14 protein-coding genes and 1 pseudogene are annotated in these 16368 nt (G+C 60.8%); 6 read left to right on the top strand and 9 right to left on the bottom strand.

Features of this window, described 5'->3' with window-relative positions; genetic code table 11:
• Positions 1 to 2: 2 nt before the first annotated feature.
• Both QTA57_RS00905 and QTA57_RS00900 read right to left on the bottom strand, forming a co-directional pair.
• Entirely contained in the window at positions 3 to 1970 is a 1968-nt protein-coding gene (locus tag QTA57_RS00905; protein ID WP_290153186.1) for a monovalent cation:proton antiporter-2 (CPA2) family protein, read from the bottom strand.
• Positions 1971 to 1979: 9 nt separating this feature from the next.
• On the bottom strand, positions 1980 to 2435 hold the full coding sequence (locus tag QTA57_RS00900) for an Lrp/AsnC family transcriptional regulator (protein ID WP_290153185.1): 456 nt from the start codon (positions 2433 to 2435) through the stop codon (positions 1980 to 1982).
• 144 nt (positions 2436 to 2579) lie between these two features.
• Here QTA57_RS00900 and hppD point away from each other — a divergent pair, with 144 nt between their 5' ends.
• From hppD to QTA57_RS00885, 3 genes are all read left to right on the top strand, one after another.
• Positions 2580 to 3677 (top strand): 4-hydroxyphenylpyruvate dioxygenase, encoded by a 1098-nt coding sequence (hppD, locus tag QTA57_RS00895; RefSeq protein WP_290153184.1) that lies wholly within the window; start codon positions 2580 to 2582, stop codon positions 3675 to 3677.
• A 146-nt stretch (positions 3678 to 3823) separates the two neighbouring features.
• Positions 3824 to 4432: a cob(I)yrinic acid a,c-diamide adenosyltransferase gene (gene cobO, locus QTA57_RS00890; protein WP_290153183.1), complete on the top strand. Its 609-nt coding sequence runs from the start codon at positions 3824 to 3826 to the stop codon at positions 4430 to 4432.
• A gap of 64 nt (positions 4433 to 4496) precedes the next feature.
• Positions 4497 to 5183 carry a D-lyxose/D-mannose family sugar isomerase gene (locus tag QTA57_RS00885; RefSeq protein WP_290153182.1) on the top strand — a complete coding sequence of 229 codons (687 nt, stop codon included), beginning with the start codon at positions 4497 to 4499 and terminating at the stop codon, positions 5181 to 5183.
• Here QTA57_RS00885 and QTA57_RS00880 read toward each other — a convergent pair.
• Together QTA57_RS00880 and purD are read right to left on the bottom strand one after the other, a co-directional pair.
• Positions 5176 to 6072: a bestrophin family protein gene (locus tag QTA57_RS00880; RefSeq protein ID WP_290153181.1), complete on the bottom strand. Its 897-nt coding sequence runs from the start codon at positions 6070 to 6072 to the stop codon at positions 5176 to 5178. The genes QTA57_RS00885 and QTA57_RS00880 overlap by 8 nt on opposite strands.
• A gap of 2 nt (positions 6073 to 6074) precedes the next feature.
• A complete protein-coding gene (gene purD / locus QTA57_RS00875) occupies positions 6075 to 7337 on the bottom strand; it encodes a phosphoribosylamine--glycine ligase (RefSeq protein WP_290153180.1) in 1263 nt (420 codons plus the stop codon).
• Between the two features lie 80 nt (positions 7338 to 7417).
• Here purD and xseA point away from each other — a divergent pair, with 80 nt between their 5' ends.
• Positions 7418 to 8995 (top strand): exodeoxyribonuclease VII large subunit, encoded by a 1578-nt coding sequence (xseA, locus tag QTA57_RS00870; protein WP_290153179.1) that lies wholly within the window; start codon positions 7418 to 7420, stop codon positions 8993 to 8995.
• A gap of 52 nt (positions 8996 to 9047) precedes the next feature.
• Here xseA and QTA57_RS00865 read toward each other — a convergent pair whose 3' ends face one another.
• Positions 9048 to 9722 carry a zinc metalloprotease gene (locus QTA57_RS00865; protein ID WP_290153178.1) on the bottom strand — a complete coding sequence of 225 codons (675 nt, stop codon included), beginning with the start codon at positions 9720 to 9722 and terminating at the stop codon, positions 9048 to 9050.
• A 258-nt stretch (positions 9723 to 9980) separates the two neighbouring features.
• On the opposite strand from QTA57_RS00865, the gene QTA57_RS00860 reads away from it, so the two are divergent.
• A complete protein-coding gene (locus tag QTA57_RS00860) occupies positions 9981 to 10637 on the top strand; it encodes a site-2 protease family protein (RefSeq protein ID WP_290153177.1) in 657 nt (218 codons plus the stop codon).
• 12 nt (positions 10638 to 10649) lie between these two features.
• Here QTA57_RS00860 and QTA57_RS00855 read toward each other — a convergent pair.
• Together QTA57_RS00855 and QTA57_RS00850 are read right to left on the bottom strand one after the other, a co-directional pair.
• Positions 10650 to 12898: pseudogene (locus tag QTA57_RS00855) on the bottom strand (molybdopterin cofactor-binding domain-containing protein).
• Positions 12899 to 12902: 4 nt separating this feature from the next.
• A complete protein-coding gene (locus QTA57_RS00850; protein WP_290153176.1) occupies positions 12903 to 13367 on the bottom strand; it encodes a (2Fe-2S)-binding protein in 465 nt (154 codons plus the stop codon).
• Between the two features lie 226 nt (positions 13368 to 13593).
• Here QTA57_RS00850 and QTA57_RS00845 point away from each other — a divergent pair, with 226 nt between their 5' ends.
• The gene (locus tag QTA57_RS00845; protein ID WP_290153175.1) at positions 13594 to 14379 is read left to right on the top strand and encodes a YiiX/YebB-like N1pC/P60 family cysteine hydrolase; all 786 of its coding nucleotides are present in this window, start codon (positions 13594 to 13596) and stop codon (positions 14377 to 14379) included.
• Between the two features lie 51 nt (positions 14380 to 14430).
• On the opposite strand, the gene QTA57_RS00840 is transcribed toward QTA57_RS00845, so the two are convergent.
• Both QTA57_RS00840 and QTA57_RS00835 read right to left on the bottom strand, forming a co-directional pair.
• The gene (locus tag QTA57_RS00840; RefSeq protein WP_171557778.1) at positions 14431 to 15360 is read right to left on the bottom strand and encodes an ABC transporter permease; all 930 of its coding nucleotides are present in this window, start codon (positions 15358 to 15360) and stop codon (positions 14431 to 14433) included.
• On the bottom strand, positions 15353 to 16360 hold the full coding sequence (locus tag QTA57_RS00835; RefSeq protein WP_290153174.1) for an ABC transporter permease: 1008 nt from the start codon (positions 16358 to 16360) through the stop codon (positions 15353 to 15355). The genes QTA57_RS00840 and QTA57_RS00835 overlap by 8 nt, the downstream gene beginning before the upstream one ends.
• Positions 16361 to 16368: the final 8 nt, after the last annotated feature.

Raw genomic sequence — 16368 nt, 5'->3', positions numbered from 1 at the left:
GCCTAGCCGTCGCCTGGGTTTTGCGTCGCGTTTTGCCGGGCGATCACCCCTTTGAGGGCCCCGGCATCGCTACGGGTGCGGCGCTTGCCGGTTTGCGGCGGCTCATCATGAGCCATCTCATCAAGCTGCGTGACCAGGGCGGTCTCCAGGTTGTTGTTCAGCTCGCGCGCGCGCTCCATATACGCGTCGTTCTGCGTCACTGGCACGCCCGGCACCCAGACATCGGCGAGGCTGCGGAGGTTTTGCCGATCGTGACGGTAAAACGCGGTTTCCAACTCATGAGCCTCGTAATCCGTCATCCCCATATCTTCGAGCACATAGCGCGCCGCGCGGAGGGAGCTGTCGAACATCTCGCGCACGATATGGTCGGCCCCGGCATTATAGAGCTCGTAGACATGCAACCGGTCATGTGCCCGCGCGGTGATCGCGATATCGGGCCGGAGCCGTCTGGCATAGCTCACCAGATTGACCGCCGCTTGTTTGTCATCCACGGCAACCACCAGAACGCTCGCGTCATCCAACCCCGCCGCATGCAGAAGCTCGGGCCGGGTCGGATCGCCAAAGAAGCCTCGGAATCCGAATTTGCGCATCAGTTGGATCGTCGAGAGATCACTGTCGAGCACGATGGTTTTGAAGCCTGAGGCCTGCACCATCCGGTTGACGACCTGCCCAAACCGGCCAATCCCGGCGATGATCACCGGGGCCTTGGCATCAATCCGGTCCGGCTCGGGATTCTCGTCGTTTGCCTCGCCCATCCGGTGGCTGAGATAGTCGTAGAGGATGAAGAAAAGCGGCGTCAGCAGCATGGAAAGTGCGACGACCAAAAGCAGCATTTCACCGATATGGATCGGCAACACCGTTTGCTGCAGTGAGAAGGAGATCAACACGAAGCCAAACTCGCCCGCTTGCGCCAAGCCGAGGGTGAACAGCCAGAGGTTTCGCCCGCGCAACCGAAAGATCAGGCCGATGCCATAAAGCAGAACGCCTTTGACGGTCATGACTGCGAGCGTCAGCCCGACCACGACAAAGAAACTGTCCCAGAGGACGCGGAAATTGATGCCTGCGCCGACGGTGATGAAGAAAAGCCCCAGAAGCAGCCCCTTGAAAGGCTCGATATCGGCCTCAAGCTCATGGCGGAATTCGGAGTTGGCCAGTACGACCCCGGCAACAAAGGCGCCAAGCGCTGGCGACAAGCCAACAAGGATCATCAGAAATGCGATGCCGACGACGATGACGAGCGCCACGGCGGTATACATTTCACGCAGCCGCGCCATATGGATGAACCGGAAAAGCGGGCGGCTTAGGAAATAGCCGCCCAGGATAACGGCGGCGACGGCACCGAGGGTCACCAGCGTGACACCCCATCCCGGCAACCCCTCGACAAGCGACATCGTGTGATGCGCGTCATCCTCGACCGCGCGTTGGATCGAGCCGTCTTCGCCGAAACTGACCAATCCGGGCACGGCAAGAAGCGGCAAAAGCGCCAGCATCGGGATCACGGCAATGTCTTGCGTCAGCAGGACCGAGAAGGCCGACCGCCCGCCATTTGTCTGCATCAGCTTCTTTTCATTCAACGTTTGCAGCACAATCGCGGTCGAAGAGAGCGCGAGGATCAAACCAATCGCCAAAGAGGTTTGCCAGGCAAAGCCTAACAGCGCCGCGCCACCTGCCAATGCGGCCGTGCTTAGCACGATTTGCGCGCCGCCAAGGCCGACCAGCTTCTTGCGCATCTCCCAGAGGCCCTTGGGGTCTAGTTCCAAACCGATGAGAAACAGCATGAGGACGACGCCGAATTCCGCGAAATGCTGCAAATCTTCCGTTTCGGCCCCGACCAGCCCCAGAACCGGGCCAATCATGATCCCGGCGAGGAGATAGCCAAGCACCGATCCCATGCCAAACCGCACCGACAAAGGCACCGCGATCACCATCGCGGCGAGGTAGATGGTGGCTTGGAGCAGGAAATCTTCCATATAAACGTCCTAGATGGGCAATGGCGCGTCGGGCTTCATCTGATCCATAACGATCTGCGATTGCACCCGCGCGACAGAGGGGTGCGGCAAGAGTATCCCGTGGATGATCTCGTGCAAGGCTTGCAGATCGGCGCACCAAACGCGGAGCAGGTAATCGGCCTCACCTGTCAGCGTAAAGGCCGCTGTGATCGACTCTTGCGCCCGGACGAGGCGGGCGAAACTGGCATCGGTGTCATCGCTATGAGCTGCCATCTGCACCTGCACGAAAGCTTGCACGCCCAAGCCGACACGCGCCGGATCGATAACGGCCCGGGCCCCGATCAGATAGCCTGCCGCTTCCAGGCGTTGCCGTCGGCGTCCGGCTTGGCTGGCCGAGAGGTTCAGCTTCTCGCCCAACTCCTGCGCGGTCAGGGTCGCGTTTTGTTGTAGCGCTTTGAGAAGGCGCCGGTCAGTGTTATCAAGCATGCGGGACTATCGCGTGAATTATTGCTTTGGTGCGTATACCTTGCGGATATAGACAGCGAAGTCCAGTAGAACGCGCGGAATGCGCGCATAATATGCCGTACTCTACGCATAGCGAACAGATTCCCTTTCGAAGGAGGAAACCAGATGGGCCCGTTCCCCCATGACGCCCCCCGTGCCACCATCAGTGACGAAAACCCCGCAGGAACCGACGGGTTCGAGTTTGTCGAATTCGCGCATCCCGAGCCGCAAGAGCTGCGCGATCTTTTCGCCAAGATGGGTTATGTGCACACCGCCAATCACAAGACCAAAGCCATCGAGCTTTGGCAGCAGGGCGACATCACCTATGTGCTGAACGCCGAACCGGGCAGCTTCGCCAGTCGGTTTGTGGAAGAGCATGGGCCCTGCGCGCCATCGATGGCCTGGCGCGTCGTGGATGCCGATCACGCGCTGAAACATGCGCTGTCGAAAGGGGCCGAAGAATATACCGGCGCCGACAAAACGATGGATGTGCCCGCAATCATCGGCATCGGCGGCAGTCTAATTTATCTGATCGATCAGTACTACGACGCGAACCCCTATAACGAGGAGTTCGATTGGGTTGCGGATGCGCATCCCGCTGGCGTCGGCTTCTACTATCTCGATCACCTCACCCACAATGTCCACAAGGGCAATATGGATATCTGGTTCGACTTCTATGGCCGGATCTTCAACTTCAAGGAAATCCGCTTCTTCGATATCGAAGGCAAGTTCACCGGTCTCTTGAGCCGTGCGCTCACCTCGCCTTGCGGTCGCATCCGGATCCCGATCAACGAGGACCGGGGCGAGAAGGGCCAGATCGTCGAATATCTGAAGCGCTACAAAGGCGAAGGTATCCAGCATATCGCGGTCGGCACCAATGATATTTATGCCTCGACCGACCAGATCGCCGAGCGCGGCATCAAGTTCATGCCGGCCCCGCCGGACACCTATTACGACTTGAGCCATGAGCGCGTGCAAGGTCATGAAGAACCGCTCGACCATATGCGCAAACATGGCATTCTGATCGACGGCGAAGGCGTGGTTGATGGCGGGGAAACCCGCATCCTGCTGCAGATTTTCTCGAAAACCGTGATTGGCCCGATCTTCTTTGAGTTCATCCAACGCAAAGGCGATGACGGGTTTGGCGAAGGCAATTTCAAAGCCCTCTTCGAGAGCATCGAGGCCGACCAAATCGCCCGCGGCGTGCTTGACGAGGCCTCCTAGCTCCGCACGCCCCTCCTAAAAGGGGCGGATCTGGCGCATGATCTGCCCCTTCTCTGCTTCACAAATATCCCCGCCGGAGGCATCCGCGCCTTGCCAAAGCAGGCGCGTTCGGCAATCTGGGCGCTCTGATGACCAGGAGTGCGCTTATGGATGATGTCACCGCCCGCCATAATGAAAAGATGCGCAAGCTGAAGAAGGCGCGGGATCGTCTGATGGCGACGAAGACCGAGAAAAAAGGTCTGATTGTCGTGCATACCGGCAATGGCAAGGGCAAATCCTCTTCCGGCTTTGGGATGATCATGCGCTGTATCGGCCACGGCATCCCGTGTGCTGTGGTGCAGTTCATCAAAGGCACCTGGACGACAGGCGAGAAGGAGCTTTTGCGCAACCGCTTTGCCGAAGAATGCAAATTTGTCGTCTCCGGCGAGGGCTTCACCTGGGAAACGCAAGACCGAGAGGCGGATGTGGCGGCCGCCGAAGCCGGGTGGGAACAGGCGAAAGCGTTGATCCTTGATCCCGAGATTCAATTTGTGCTGCTCGACGAGATCAACATCGCGCTTCGCTACGACTACTTGGATATCGACACCGTGGTCGACTTCCTGCTGCACGAAAAGCCCGAGATGACCCATGTGGTGCTGACCGGGCGCAATGCCAAGCCGGAGTTGATCGAGATTGCCGATCTGGTGACCGAGATGACGCTGGTCAAACACCCATTCAAAGATGGGATCGTCGCACAAAAGGGCGTGGAGTTCTAAACCAGACGCTTGCAAAAGCGCCGAGCCTTGGGTCACCGGCGCGGAAATCCTGGGAGATCGTCAGATGAAGCGTTCACAGATCAACGACATCATGGCCGAGGCGGATGCGTTTATCCGCTCTTTCGGCTTTGTTCTGCCGCCATTCGCCTATTGGACGCCGGATGAGATGAAGGCCAGGCGCGCCGAGATTGATGGGATTGTCTCTGGCGGCATGGGCTGGGACGTGACCGATTATGGGCAGGGGAAATTCGATGAGCTCGGGCTTTTCCTATTTACCCTGCGCAATGGCCGCCTCTCCGATCTGCAAGCGGGCGGCGGCATGTGCTATGCCGAGAAACTGTTGATTTCAAAGAAAGACCAGATCAGCCCGATGCATCGGCATTATCTGAAAGCCGAAGATATCATCAATCGCGGCGGGGCCACGATGGCGATTGAGCTCTACGGGTCCGCCGAGGATGGTTCTTTCGACGAAACCGCTGGCGGCACCGTGCTCTGCGACGGGATCGCGCGGGCGTTCAAGCCCGGCGAGGTGCTGCTTTTTCAACCCGGTGAAAGCGTGACGCTGATGCCGGGTGATTGGCATGCGTTTTGGGGCGAAGGTGGCGATGTGTTGATCGGTGAGGTTTCAACGGTGAATGATGACGAGACGGACAATTGGTTCCGCGCGCCGATTGGGCGTTTTGCAGAGATCGACGAAGATGTCGCGCCGACGCATCTTCTGGTCTCAGACTACAAAACTTGGCTCAGCTGAGATGATAGTCCTTTGGCAGCAGCGGCTCGGGTACCTCTAGGCCAAGCCGTGGCGCGAGGCTGATCTCGACCACCCGGCACATCGCATCCAGCGGCAATCCGTTCACGCTGGTCCCGAAGGGTTCTGCCAGTTCTTCGGTCACTTCCGCCAATCCCAGAAACACATAGGCCACGACGGCGACGAAGAGCGGGGTCAGCCAGCCCGCCTGTTCCACAAGGCCGAGCGGCAAGAGCAGGCAATAGAGATAGGTCGTCCGGAAGATCAGCAGCGAATAGACATAGGGCAGAGGCGTCGTGGCGATCCGCTCGCAGCCGGCCTGCGCCAAGGTGATTGCGCCAAGCCGCTCGGTCAGCGCCTTGGCCCCAAACCCGTCGATCTCGCCCGCGCGCTGCGCCGCCGAAACCTTGTCGGCCAGTTGGTTCAGTGCGCCACAGGGTGGATGAGGTGTTGCACTGAAATCCTCCCCCGTCAGCGTCTTCGCGGCGGCGTCGTTGGGCAGTTGACGCAGATTGGCGCGGTGAAGATGTAGAAAGGCCAGGGCAAGCCGGAGCACCTGTTTTCGTCGGTCTGGCTCGCTGATGAAGATATCGGTTTCTCGGCCGAGCGCGCGCAGATCGGCGATCAACTGGCCCCAAAGCCGCCGCCCCTCCCACCACCGGTCGTAGGCGGCGTTGTTGCGAAACCCCAGAAACATCGAGAGCGCGACGCCGAATACTGCGAAGGGTGCGGCGCTTGGATGCGCGAGCGGCAAAAGCCCGTTCTGATCAACAAAGGTCACGCCCGCGGCCAACGCGGTCAGGATCACGATCCGCGGGGCAATGCGTGGCAAAACCGAGCCTTTGACGGCGAAAAGGAGTTGCAACAGGGTCGGCTTGTCGCGGACGATCATGGTTAAAGCGCCCGCCAGCCGATGTCTGAGCGGGCGAACCCCTCGGGCCAGTCGATTTTGTCCACCATGTCATAGGCTTTGTCGCGCGCCTCTTGAAGCGTCGCGCCGCGTGCCGTGACGTTCAATACGCGACCGCCTGCGGCGCGAAATTGCCCCTCGGCCCGGGCTGTGCCCGCATGAAAGACCATCTGAAAGCTATCCTCGGGCAACCCATCCAGCCCTTTGATCACGCTGCCTTTTTCATAAGCGCCTGGATAACCTTTTGCGGCCATCACCACGGTCATCGCGTGGTCATCGGCCCAGTTCACCTGCATCTCGGCCAACCGATCTTCGGCACAGGCGAGCATCAAATCCAAGGCCTGCGCCCCAAGCCGCATCATCAGAACCTGGCACTCGGGGTCACCAAACCGGACATTGTATTCCACGAGCCGGGGCTGCCCGTCCTTGATCATGAAGCCCGCATAAAGCACGCCGCGATAGGGTGTGCCGCGTTTGGCCATCTCATCAATTGTTGGCTGGATGATCTCGGCCATTGCTTTGGCGGCCACGGCGTCGGTCAGAACCGGCGCGGGCGAATAGGCGCCCATGCCGCCGGTATTCGGGCCCTCATCCCCGTCATAGGCGCGTTTATGGTCCTGCGCTGTGCCAATTGGCAGGACGGTTTTGCCATCGGAGAGGACAAAGAAACTCGCCTCCTCGCCCTCCATGAATTCCTCGATCACCACTTCGGCACCTGCGCCGCCAAAGGCGCCGCCGAACATGTCGTCAATCGCGGCCAAAGCCGTCGCCTCGTCCATCGCCACGATCACGCCTTTGCCTGCGGCCAGCCCATCGGCCTTGACCACAATCGGCGCGCCCTGGTCCCGGATATAGGCCTTGGCGGCGTCGGCTTCGGTGAAATGCGCATAAGCCGCCGTTGGGGCGTGCGCGGCATCACAAATCTCTTTCGTGAAGGCTTTCGAGGCCTCGAGTTGCGCCGCAGCTTGCGAGGGGCCGAAGGTCAGGATGCCAGCATCGCCAAGGGCATCCGCCACCCCGGCAGCCAGTGGTGCCTCGGGCCCGACGATCACAAAATCAATCGCCTCTTCGCAGGCGAAATCAGTGACAAGCGCCGGATTTTCCACATCCAAATCCGCGCATTGTGCAATTTGGGCGATACCCGCATTGCCGGGCGCGACGATCAGCTTGTCGCATTTCGGGTTTTGCAACACGGCCCATGCCAAAGCATGTTCGCGCCCGCCGCCGCCGAGGATCAGGATGTTCATGGGCACGCCTCCTTGGCCTTTGATTGCGGGCGTTCTAAGCTGCGCGCGAGGCCAAGACAAGCAATGGGAGCAGGGGCGAGATGTCCGATTTGATCGACGACGACGAAACCCCGGGCAATGCGCCGGAATTCAGCGTCTCTGAAATATCCGGCGCGGTAAAACGCACCGTCGAGGGCGCGTTTTCCCATGTGCGTGTGCGGGGCGAGGTCGGGCGGCTGTCACGGCCGCGCTCAGGTCACATCTATCTGGATTTGAAGGATGATCGCAGCGTCCTGGCGGGCGTGATCTGGAAAGGGGTTTCCGCGCGGCTGGCGCATCAGCCGGAAGAAGGCATGGAAGTGGTCGCCACCGGGCGAATCACCACCTTTCCGGGGCAATCGAAATACCAATTGGTGATTGAGGATATTCGCCCTGCGGGCGTCGGCGCGTTGATGGCGATGTTGGAGAAACGGCGCGCGGCCTTGGCGGCTGAGGGGCTGTTTGACGAGGCGCGCAAGCAGCCTCTGCCATACCTGCCGGAGGTCATCGGCGTGGTGACCTCGCCATCGGGTGCAGTGATCCGAGACATCCTGCATCGGCTGCGGGACCGGTTCCCGCGCAAAGTGCTGATCTGGCCCGTGGCGGTGCAGGGGCAGCGCTGTGCGCCGGAGGTGTCCAACGCGATCAAGGGCTTCAACGCGATGACGCCTGGCGGAGCGCTGCCGCGCCCCGATTTGTTGATTGTTGCGCGGGGCGGTGGGTCGCTTGAGGATCTCTGGGGGTTCAACGAAGAGGCCGTGGTGCGCGCGGCGGCCGAGAGTGACATCCCGCTGATCTCGGCGGTGGGTCATGAAACCGATACGACGCTGATCGATTTTGCGTCCGATAAACGTGCACCGACACCGACGGCGGCAGCGGAGATGGCGGTGCCGGTGCGACTGGAGTTGCTGGCTTGGGTCGAGGGGCAGGGTGGACGCCTGTCGCGCGGCGTGGCACAGGCAGTCTCGGCGCGAAAACAACGGCTTGGCGATTTGGGGCGCGGTTTGCCGCGGCTTGATGCGCTGCTGGAAACGCCGCGTCAACGGTTGGACCGGGCGGTGGTGCAGCTTGGTCCGGCGCTGAGGGCCGCGACCCAAGACCGGCGCAATCTGGCGGATCGGTTGTCAGGGCGACTGACACCCGCCTTGGAAAAAGCGTTGAATGCCAAACGGATAGAAGCGAGCCGGGTCGGGGCCGGTCTGGTGCCGGGGCGGTTGGCCTCCGGGCTGCGGACCAGGCGGGAAACGTTGGCCAGTCAGGCAAGGCGGTTGCAGCCGGGGCGTTTGAGGGATCGTTTGGAGGCGGCACAGGCGCGATTTGAGGAGGTGGATCAGCGGTTTACGCGGGTGGCGCAAGCGTCGGTCGCGGCGCGGCGAGAGCGGGTGGAGGCCTTGGAGCGGCTGCGCCAGACGCTCGGCTATACAGAGACGCTCCGCCGAGGCTATGCTGTTGTTCGGGAAGGCGAAACTCTGGTCACAACCCAGGCAGCCGCCGCCAAGGCGGCGCATTTAGAGATCGAGTTCGCGGATGGCCGATTGGGGGTAATCCCCGGCGGCGGTGTGGCGCGAAAGCCGGTTGGTAAGGCGCCGCGTGCGTCCGTGCCGAAGCCGAGCCAAGGAAGCTTGTTCGACGAAGAATAGGTTACAAAAAATCGTGGAAACCGGAAATTTCCCAACCCTATCGGCCGATTTCTTAACCTTCTCGTAACCTCATCGCGCGGTTGAGATGCAACATCCGCCAGAGCGCCGGGACGGCGGGCAGAACGAAAAGCAGCAGGCCTAGAAGCATGTAGCTGATCAGCATCGCCGGGATCCAAGCGAGGGCGCAAATCAGGCCGGTGATGGCGACGACCCGGTCGGCCGTGACCTGCGGCAAAGCCGGCGACAGCGACAGTTGCAACAGCGCACCACCGGGCAGCGGGCGCATTGGGATCAGGCTGAGCGCCGCGAGATAGAGATTGACCATGGCGAAGGCGTTGAGAGCCCAGGCCAACCCGCCCTGTGGTAATACCGAGACGATGAGCGTCATGACCGCCCAGAGTGTCAGGTTCGTGAGAGGGCCCATCGCCAAAATCGTCATTTGAACCGATGGTTGCGTGGGCTCGGCGTCGCAGGTGCTGATCCCGCCAGAGAGAGTGATCTGCCGCACGGGAACACCGTACAATCGCGCGGCCAATGCTTGGCCCAATCCATGTAGATAGAGCGCGAGGAAGAGCAGGAGGAGAACCACCATCTCGGCCAGAACATCCGCCACTGTGCCGTTGAAATGCACCAGAAACGCGGCCAGAAACAGGATGCTCACTTTGATCTGAACCGGCCACCCGCCGATGCCGCGTAGACGAAATAGGGTTGGGTCTTTCAGAGTCATCTTATCGCGCCTTAAAGAACTACCATCAGAGCCATGAAAAAAGGTCGCGGGGGTTTGTGGCAATTCTTTAGCGCATCTTGGACCATCTTGGGGAGGCGGGCGTCCATCGCAGGTATTGGGTGCTTGGTCATTATGGGCTGTCTTCGATCCCCAGTTTTTCGACGACATTGCCATAGTTTTGCCAGGACATCGTGCAAAACGATCTGAAAAACGTTTCGGAGCGGCTGGTGGACGTCGACCAATCTATGGACCTTTGTCATGTTTCGGAATGACGCGGCGCTTTTTGAGTTTCGCGGACCATGGGGCGTGCCAGTACAAATCGGTAGCAGCCTGCTGCTTTTGATCCTGATTTTCCTGTTGTTTAGCAGCACGGTGCAGGAGCTTTATTACGACTTCCTGTTCCTCGTGATTTTGCTGGTGTCGATCTTCTTGCACGAATTGGGCCATGCCTGGGGTGCTTTGATCCAAGGCCGACCCGTGCGACGGATCATGATTTATGGTGGTGGCGGGTTCTGCGAAAGGGACCGCCCGGCCCCGTCTTATGAGGAAGAGTTGATTGTCGCCATGGGGCCGATTGTGACGGCGGTTCTATGGGCCGGTGCGGTTTTGATCGGGCCGTTCCTGCCGCCAGGCGATCTGGCCTGGGCGGTTCATATCTGTGCGCTGGTGAATTTCTTTCTGTTGATTTTCAACATGCTGCCGGTGATGCCATTGGATGGTGGGAAACTGCTTCATCTGGGCTTGCAGCGTGTGATGCGTTTGGAACACGCCACCCGGCTCTGCGGGGCGGTTGGTCTCGTCACCGCCGTTCTATGGCTGCCGCTGATGATCTTCAGTTTTCATCACTGGGGGCTGCTTTTGCTCTTCGTTCCCCCGATTTTGATCCATTGGCGAATGCTGCGCCGCGCCGCCTAGCGCGGCACCGCTTCAAAACACGAAGTCGAAACGCCGATTGAGCGGCAGGTCGCGCACCCGTTCACCGGTCAAATCATAGATCGCATTGGCCAGCGCTGGCATCGATGGCGGCGTTGAGGGTTCGCCCACACCGCCGATATGGTGCTGTGTTTCAAGAATGCGAACCTCGGTCTCCGGCACCTGATGGATACGGAGCGCGTCGTAGTCGGGGAAGTTATACTGATCGACCTCGCCGCCCGAGAAACTGATCTCGCCCATCACGGCAGCGGTGAGGCCATAGACCAGACCCGAGACCATCTGTTGTTCGACAATGCCGGGGTCGAGGGCCGTGCCCACATCGCATGCGATCCAGGCGCGATCCATGGAAATCAGACCGTTCTGGTCGCTCACCTCCATCGCAATGGCAACGGGTGTGTGGAAGGAGAAGGTCATCGCCACACCGCGCCCGATACCGTCGGGTGTCTCTCCTGACCAATTTGCCATATCGGCCACAGCCTCCAGCACGCCCGCCGACGGGGCATGCTCGCCGCGCGCCAGTTCCAGGCGGAAGGCCAGGGGGTCGCGGCCTGCTGCATGGGCCATCTCGTCGATGAAGCTTTCCATGAAGAAGCCGTTGATCGAATTGCCGACCGAGCGCCAGAAGCCGATTGGCACGGCGAGATCGGTCAGATGGCCTTGGACCCGGTAATTGGGGATCGCATAGGGCTGATTGAACATCCCCTCCACATGGCCTTTGTCGGGGCCGGGGGCGAGAAGCCGGCGATCCGCATCAAAGACTGCTGCGTGACCGAGGGCGCGGCCATGCGGCCATCAAGCGTATGCGCGAAACCTTCGCGGATCACGCCGCGCATCCGAGCGGCGGCGGCGGGGCGGTAGAAATCGTGGCGCATGTCTTCTTCGCGCGACCAAGTGACTTTCACCGGCGTGTCGGGGATCTCACGAGCCACCCGGGCGGCCAAGACGGCGTAATCGAACTCGCCCCGGCGCCCAAAGCCGCCGCCAAGATAGGTCACATGGCAGGTGACCTGTTCAGGGTCGAGCCCGACGGCCTCAGCAGCTTTTTGTTCCGCGAGGATCGGGGCTTGGGTCCCGCACCAGAGCGTCAGCGCGTCGCTGGAGTAGATCGCCGTGGCGTTCATCGGCTCCATCGTCGAATGGGCCAGCCAGGGCATGGTATATTCCGCCTCGATCTGGATGTCCGATTGCAGAGGGGGCTCATCCGCGTCGCCATCGTTGCGGAGGGTGGAGTTTGGTTCGTTGTCGAGGCTGGCGCGGATCACCTGCATCAGTTCTTCTGAGGTTTCGGGGTAGGGGCGGGGCCCCATTCAATCTCGACTGCTTCGGCGGCTTGGATCGCAATCCAGGTGTTGTTGGCGACAACCGCGATGCCGGTGCCGAGATCAATCACCCTCTCCACGCCCGCCATGGCCTCGGCGGCGCTGGCATCGAAGCGCAGCATCTCGCCACCAAGGCGCGGCGACATACGGACGGTGGCAAACTTCATCCCGTCCAGCCGGACATCGGAGCCGAACATGGCGGTGCCGGTGGATTTGCCCAGCATATCCGTGCGCGGCATGGATTGGCCGAGATAGCGCCAATTGGCTTTGGTGCGCAGTTCGATGCCGCGGGTGATCGGTTCGATCTCCGCGGCGGCTTCGGCCAGATCGGTATAGGGGATCGGGGTGCCATCGGCCGGGATCACTGCCCCGCCTTCGGTGGCCATCGCGCTCCGCGACAGGCCGAGCCGGTCGGCGGCGGCCTGTTTCAGGGTTTCGCGGGCCGAGGCACCGGCGAGGCGCATTTTCTCATAGGCGTCCAGCATCGAGGTCGAGCCGCCGGTGACCTGGAAGCGCTGCCATTTTCGGGATGACGGTCATCGCCTCGATCATCATGTCCTGAAAGCCTGAGCGTTCATAGTCACTCACCGGCAGGCCATGGGACATCAGCCCGCCATTGTAATACGCCTGATCTGGCGGACCGTGTTGGACGCGGATATCCTCCCAATTCACATCCAACTCTTCGGCGACCAAAGCGGCCAGTGTGGTGTAGACGCCTTGGCCCATTTCGGCGCGGGGCGTGATGATCGTCACACCGTCCTGGTCGATGGTGACATAGGGCGTGATCGGGTGATTGCCGTCGCCGGTTGGCAGCGGATTGGGCAGCGCGCGGGCGTATTGGTAATAGCCAAAGGCGACGCCGCCCGCGATGGCGGCGGTGCCGAGAAGAAAGGTGCGGCGGGCAATGGTTCCGAGACGGCTCATGGCGTTACGCTCCTTGAATGGTGGCAGCCGCGGTTTTGATTGCGGCGCGGATACGGTCATAGGTGCCACAGCGGCAGAGATTGCCGGCCATCGCGTCGTCGATGTCTTGATCCGTGGGGTTGGGGGTGCGGCTGAGCAGATCGGCGGCCTGCATGATCTGACCCGATTGGCAGTAGCCGCATTGGGCCACCTGATGTTCGACCCAAGCCGCTTGCAGGGCGTGGAGATTGCCCGGCTGGCCAAGCCCTTCAATCGTGGTGACCTCGTCCCAGACATCCGCCACCGCGATTTGGCAAGAGCGCACGGCCTCGCTGCCGATATGCACAGTGCAGGCACCGCAGGAGGCAACACCGCAGCCGAATTTGGTGCCGGTCATGCCCAACGCATCGCGGAGGACCCAGAGGAGCGGAACCTCTTCGGGCAGGTCGATTTGATGGGTGGTGCCGTTGATTGTCAGCGGGATGGTCATGGCGCGCCTCCTGTCGGGTTTGGAGAGAAGATAGCGCGGCTGGCGTTGGGTTTCCATGACAAAATGCGCAAAGATTGTCATTTTGCCAGAAGCCACCTGTGGTGCATCAACATTTGAGCAATGTTTCAACTGGCTCGCGGGGGATGACGAGGTGGTGAGCGGCGTGGACAAGCCCGTGGGCTTGCGCCCTTATATGAAGGAGTGAGCCCGGAGGAGGGGTGGCCTTATGACCGAGAAGATCGTGCCTGCCCGCGACAGCCTGCTTGACCGGATTGGCCGGCGTATGGCGCGCAAGCTCAACCGGCAAAGCTCGGGCTATCAACCCTATACACCCTCGGATTTCCCAACCCTCTGCCGGGTTCTGCGGCCGGGCGATGTGATCCTGATTGAGGGCAGCGAACGGATATCCAACGCAATCAAATATCTCACGCAATCGACCTGGTCCCATGCCGCGCTTTATGTCGGCGATGTGCTGCCAGAACCGGAGGATGGCAGCGAGCGCCCGCGTCTGGTGGAGGTGAATTTGGGTGAGGGCTGCGTTGCGGTGCCGTTGAGCAAATACCAGACCTTCAACACGCGGATTTGCCGGGCGGCAGGGTTGAATGAGGAAGAGCGCGCCCAGGTTGCGGACTTCATGATCGGCAATCTGGGGCTGCGCTACGACATGCGGAACATCTTCGATCTGGCGCGGTATTTCCTGCCAACGCCGCCGGTGCCGATCCGCTGGCGGCGTCGGATGTTGGCCTTTGGCTCAGGCGATCCGACGCGAGCGATCTGTTCCTCTCTGATTGCGCAAGCGTTCCAATCAATCCGCTATCCGATCTTGCCAGAGCGGCGGGCGGAGAGCTCGGAATATGCGGCGCGAGAGATTTACCATATCCGGCATCATTCGCTCTTTGCGCCGCGGGATTTCGACCTGTCGCCCTATTTCCGGGTGGTCAAACCGACGCTGGAGGATGGGTTCGATTTTCGGGAGATCGAATGGGGCGAGCGCGCCGAGGCGGAGCTCTAGCCCCGCAGGTCGCGCCGCCCGGTGATTGGCACCGGGCGGGGCATTAGAGAGTTACCGACCCCGAATACGCGGATCGAGCGCGTCGCGGAGACCGTCGCCGATATAGTTCACGCTCAGCACGGTCAGCGAGATCGCCATGCCGGGCCAGATTACTCGCTCAGGGTTCTGTTGCAGCCAATCGGTGGCGTCAAAGAGCAGCCGACCCCAGGTGGGGAAGTCGCTTGGGAAGCCGAGACCCAAGAAAGACAGCGCGCTTTCGGTGATGATGGCGTTCGCGATGCCAAGCGTGGCCGAAACCATGATCGGTGACATCACATTGGGCAGCACATGGCGGAGGATCATCCGGTGTGACGGCGTGCCGATGGATTTGGCCGCCAGCACAAACTCGCGTTCTTTCAGAGCCAACACATCGCCGCGCACAACCCGCGCGGTTTGCATCCAGGAGGTGATGCCGATCACGAAGACGATCAGGATGAAAATGCCGCCCTCAGGGCCGAAGGCTGCGCGGAGTTGGTCGCGGAACAGCATGATGATGACCAAGAGCAGCGGCAGAAGCGGCATCGCCAGGAACAAATCCGTGGTCCGCATCAAAAGCCCGTCGAGCCGCTTGAAATAGCCCGCCAACACGCCGATCAATGTGCCGAGCACCAAGCTGAGCAACATCGCAGTCAAGCCCACGGCAATCGATGTCTGCCCGCCGGCCATCATCCGGGCCAGCGTGTCGCGGCCCAATTGGTCGGTGCCCATCGGATGGGCGAGGCTCGGGCCGGAGTTGCGCGCGCGGATGTCGATATAGGTCGGGTCGATGGTCCAGACCAGCGGACCGATAAAGACGAAGAGCAGGGCAAAGATAAAGAAGCCCAGGCCCAGCATCGCGCCCTTATGGGTTTTGAACTGGTCCCACACATCCCACCACTGGTTGCGCGGCGGGCGGTAGTCTTCGAGGCCGTCATCGGCCGGAATGATGGGGGCATCAGTCATAGCGGATCCTCGGGTCGAGCACGCCATAAAGGACATCGGCGATGAGGTTAAAGAGCACGATCAACACGGCGAAAATAAAGGACACGGTTTGCACGGTCGGCACATCACCCGACTGGATCGCGATGATCAGCAACTGACCGATCCCGTTCACCTTGAAGACCTGCTCGGTGATGATGGCGCCGCCAAAGACGGCGGGCACGTTGAGTGCAATCACGGTCACAACCGGGATCAGCGAGTTGCGCAGCACATGGACCAGAACCACGACCTTCTCGGTCAGGCCCTTGGCGCGGGCGGTGCGGACGTAGTCCTGGTTCAGGTTGTCGAGCATCGAGGCGCGCATGAAGCGGCTGATCTGGCTGGCGTTGAACAGGCCCAAGACCATGACCGGCATAATGATCTGCTTCAGTTGGACGATGAAGCTATCCCAATCGGTCACCACATGGGTTGTGTCATAGACGCTTGGGAACCAACCCAGATTGACCGCGAAGATCACGATGAACAGAACCCCGGTGAAGAAAGTCGGAACTGAGAAGCCGAGCATCGAGATGAACGTCCCGATCTGATCGAACCAGGAATACTGCCGGTAGGCCGAGATGATCCCGATCGGCAGGGCGATCAGGATGCCGACGATATAGCTGATGCCGACGACCCAGAGGGTTTGCGGCATCCGCTGCATGATCAGTTCCATCACCGGCGAGCGGGTCTGGTAGGAGATGATCCGGGGCCCTTCCGGCCCGACCTGCCAGCCGGTCCAGCTTTCGATCAGGTGCAGCGGCTCGTTCCAAACCATGAGTTGCAGCCATCGGAGATACTGCACGAAGACGGGTTGGTTCACGCCCAGGCTTTCACGAATCTGTTCCCGCACCTCTGGCGGGATCGTCAGCGGTAGGCCCGCCGTCGGATCCGAGGGCGACAGCTTCACGATCAGGAAGATGATGAAGCTGATGAACAGCAGGGTCGGGATCGCCAGCAGCAATCGCCGGATTGTATAGGTCAGCATATGGTGCG

The sequence above is a fragment of the Fontisubflavum oceani genome (assembly GCF_030407165.1).
In the GTDB taxonomy this organism is placed as follows: domain Bacteria; phylum Pseudomonadota; class Alphaproteobacteria; order Rhodobacterales; family Rhodobacteraceae; genus Rhodophyticola; species Rhodophyticola oceani.
Note: the sequence above shows the minus strand (reverse complement) of the source record. Positions and strands in the feature narration are given on the sequence as shown.

What these genes read in the sequence shown, in the direction of transcription:
- QTA57_RS00905 (WP_290153186.1), bottom strand. Translation starts at nt 1,970, where the DNA reads ATGGAAGATTTCCTGCTCCAAGCCACCATCTACCTCGCCGCGATGGTG.
- QTA57_RS00900 (WP_290153185.1), bottom strand. Translation starts at nt 2,435, where the DNA reads ATGCTTGATAACACTGACCGGCGCCTTCTCAAAGCGCTACAACAAAAC.
- hppD (WP_290153184.1), top strand. Translation starts at nt 2,580, where the DNA reads ATGGGCCCGTTCCCCCATGACGCCCCCCGTGCCACCATCAGTGACGAA.
- cobO (WP_290153183.1), top strand. Translation starts at nt 3,824, where the DNA reads ATGGATGATGTCACCGCCCGCCATAATGAAAAGATGCGCAAGCTGAAG.
- QTA57_RS00885 (WP_290153182.1), top strand. Translation starts at nt 4,497, where the DNA reads ATGAAGCGTTCACAGATCAACGACATCATGGCCGAGGCGGATGCGTTT.
- QTA57_RS00880 (WP_290153181.1), bottom strand. Translation starts at nt 6,072, where the DNA reads ATGATCGTCCGCGACAAGCCGACCCTGTTGCAACTCCTTTTCGCCGTC.
- purD (WP_290153180.1), bottom strand. Translation starts at nt 7,337, where the DNA reads ATGAACATCCTGATCCTCGGCGGCGGCGGGCGCGAACATGCTTTGGCA.
- xseA (WP_290153179.1), top strand. Translation starts at nt 7,418, where the DNA reads ATGTCCGATTTGATCGACGACGACGAAACCCCGGGCAATGCGCCGGAA.
- QTA57_RS00865 (WP_290153178.1), bottom strand. Translation starts at nt 9,722, where the DNA reads ATGACTCTGAAAGACCCAACCCTATTTCGTCTACGCGGCATCGGCGGG.
- QTA57_RS00860 (WP_290153177.1), top strand. Translation starts at nt 9,981, where the DNA reads ATGTTTCGGAATGACGCGGCGCTTTTTGAGTTTCGCGGACCATGGGGC.
- QTA57_RS00850 (WP_290153176.1), bottom strand. Translation starts at nt 13,367, where the DNA reads ATGACCATCCCGCTGACAATCAACGGCACCACCCATCAAATCGACCTG.
- QTA57_RS00845 (WP_290153175.1), top strand. Translation starts at nt 13,594, where the DNA reads ATGACCGAGAAGATCGTGCCTGCCCGCGACAGCCTGCTTGACCGGATT.
- QTA57_RS00840 (WP_171557778.1), bottom strand. Translation starts at nt 15,360, where the DNA reads ATGACTGATGCCCCCATCATTCCGGCCGATGACGGCCTCGAAGACTAC.
- QTA57_RS00835 (WP_290153174.1), bottom strand. Translation starts at nt 16,360, where the DNA reads ATGCTGACCTATACAATCCGGCGATTGCTGCTGGCGATCCCGACCCTG.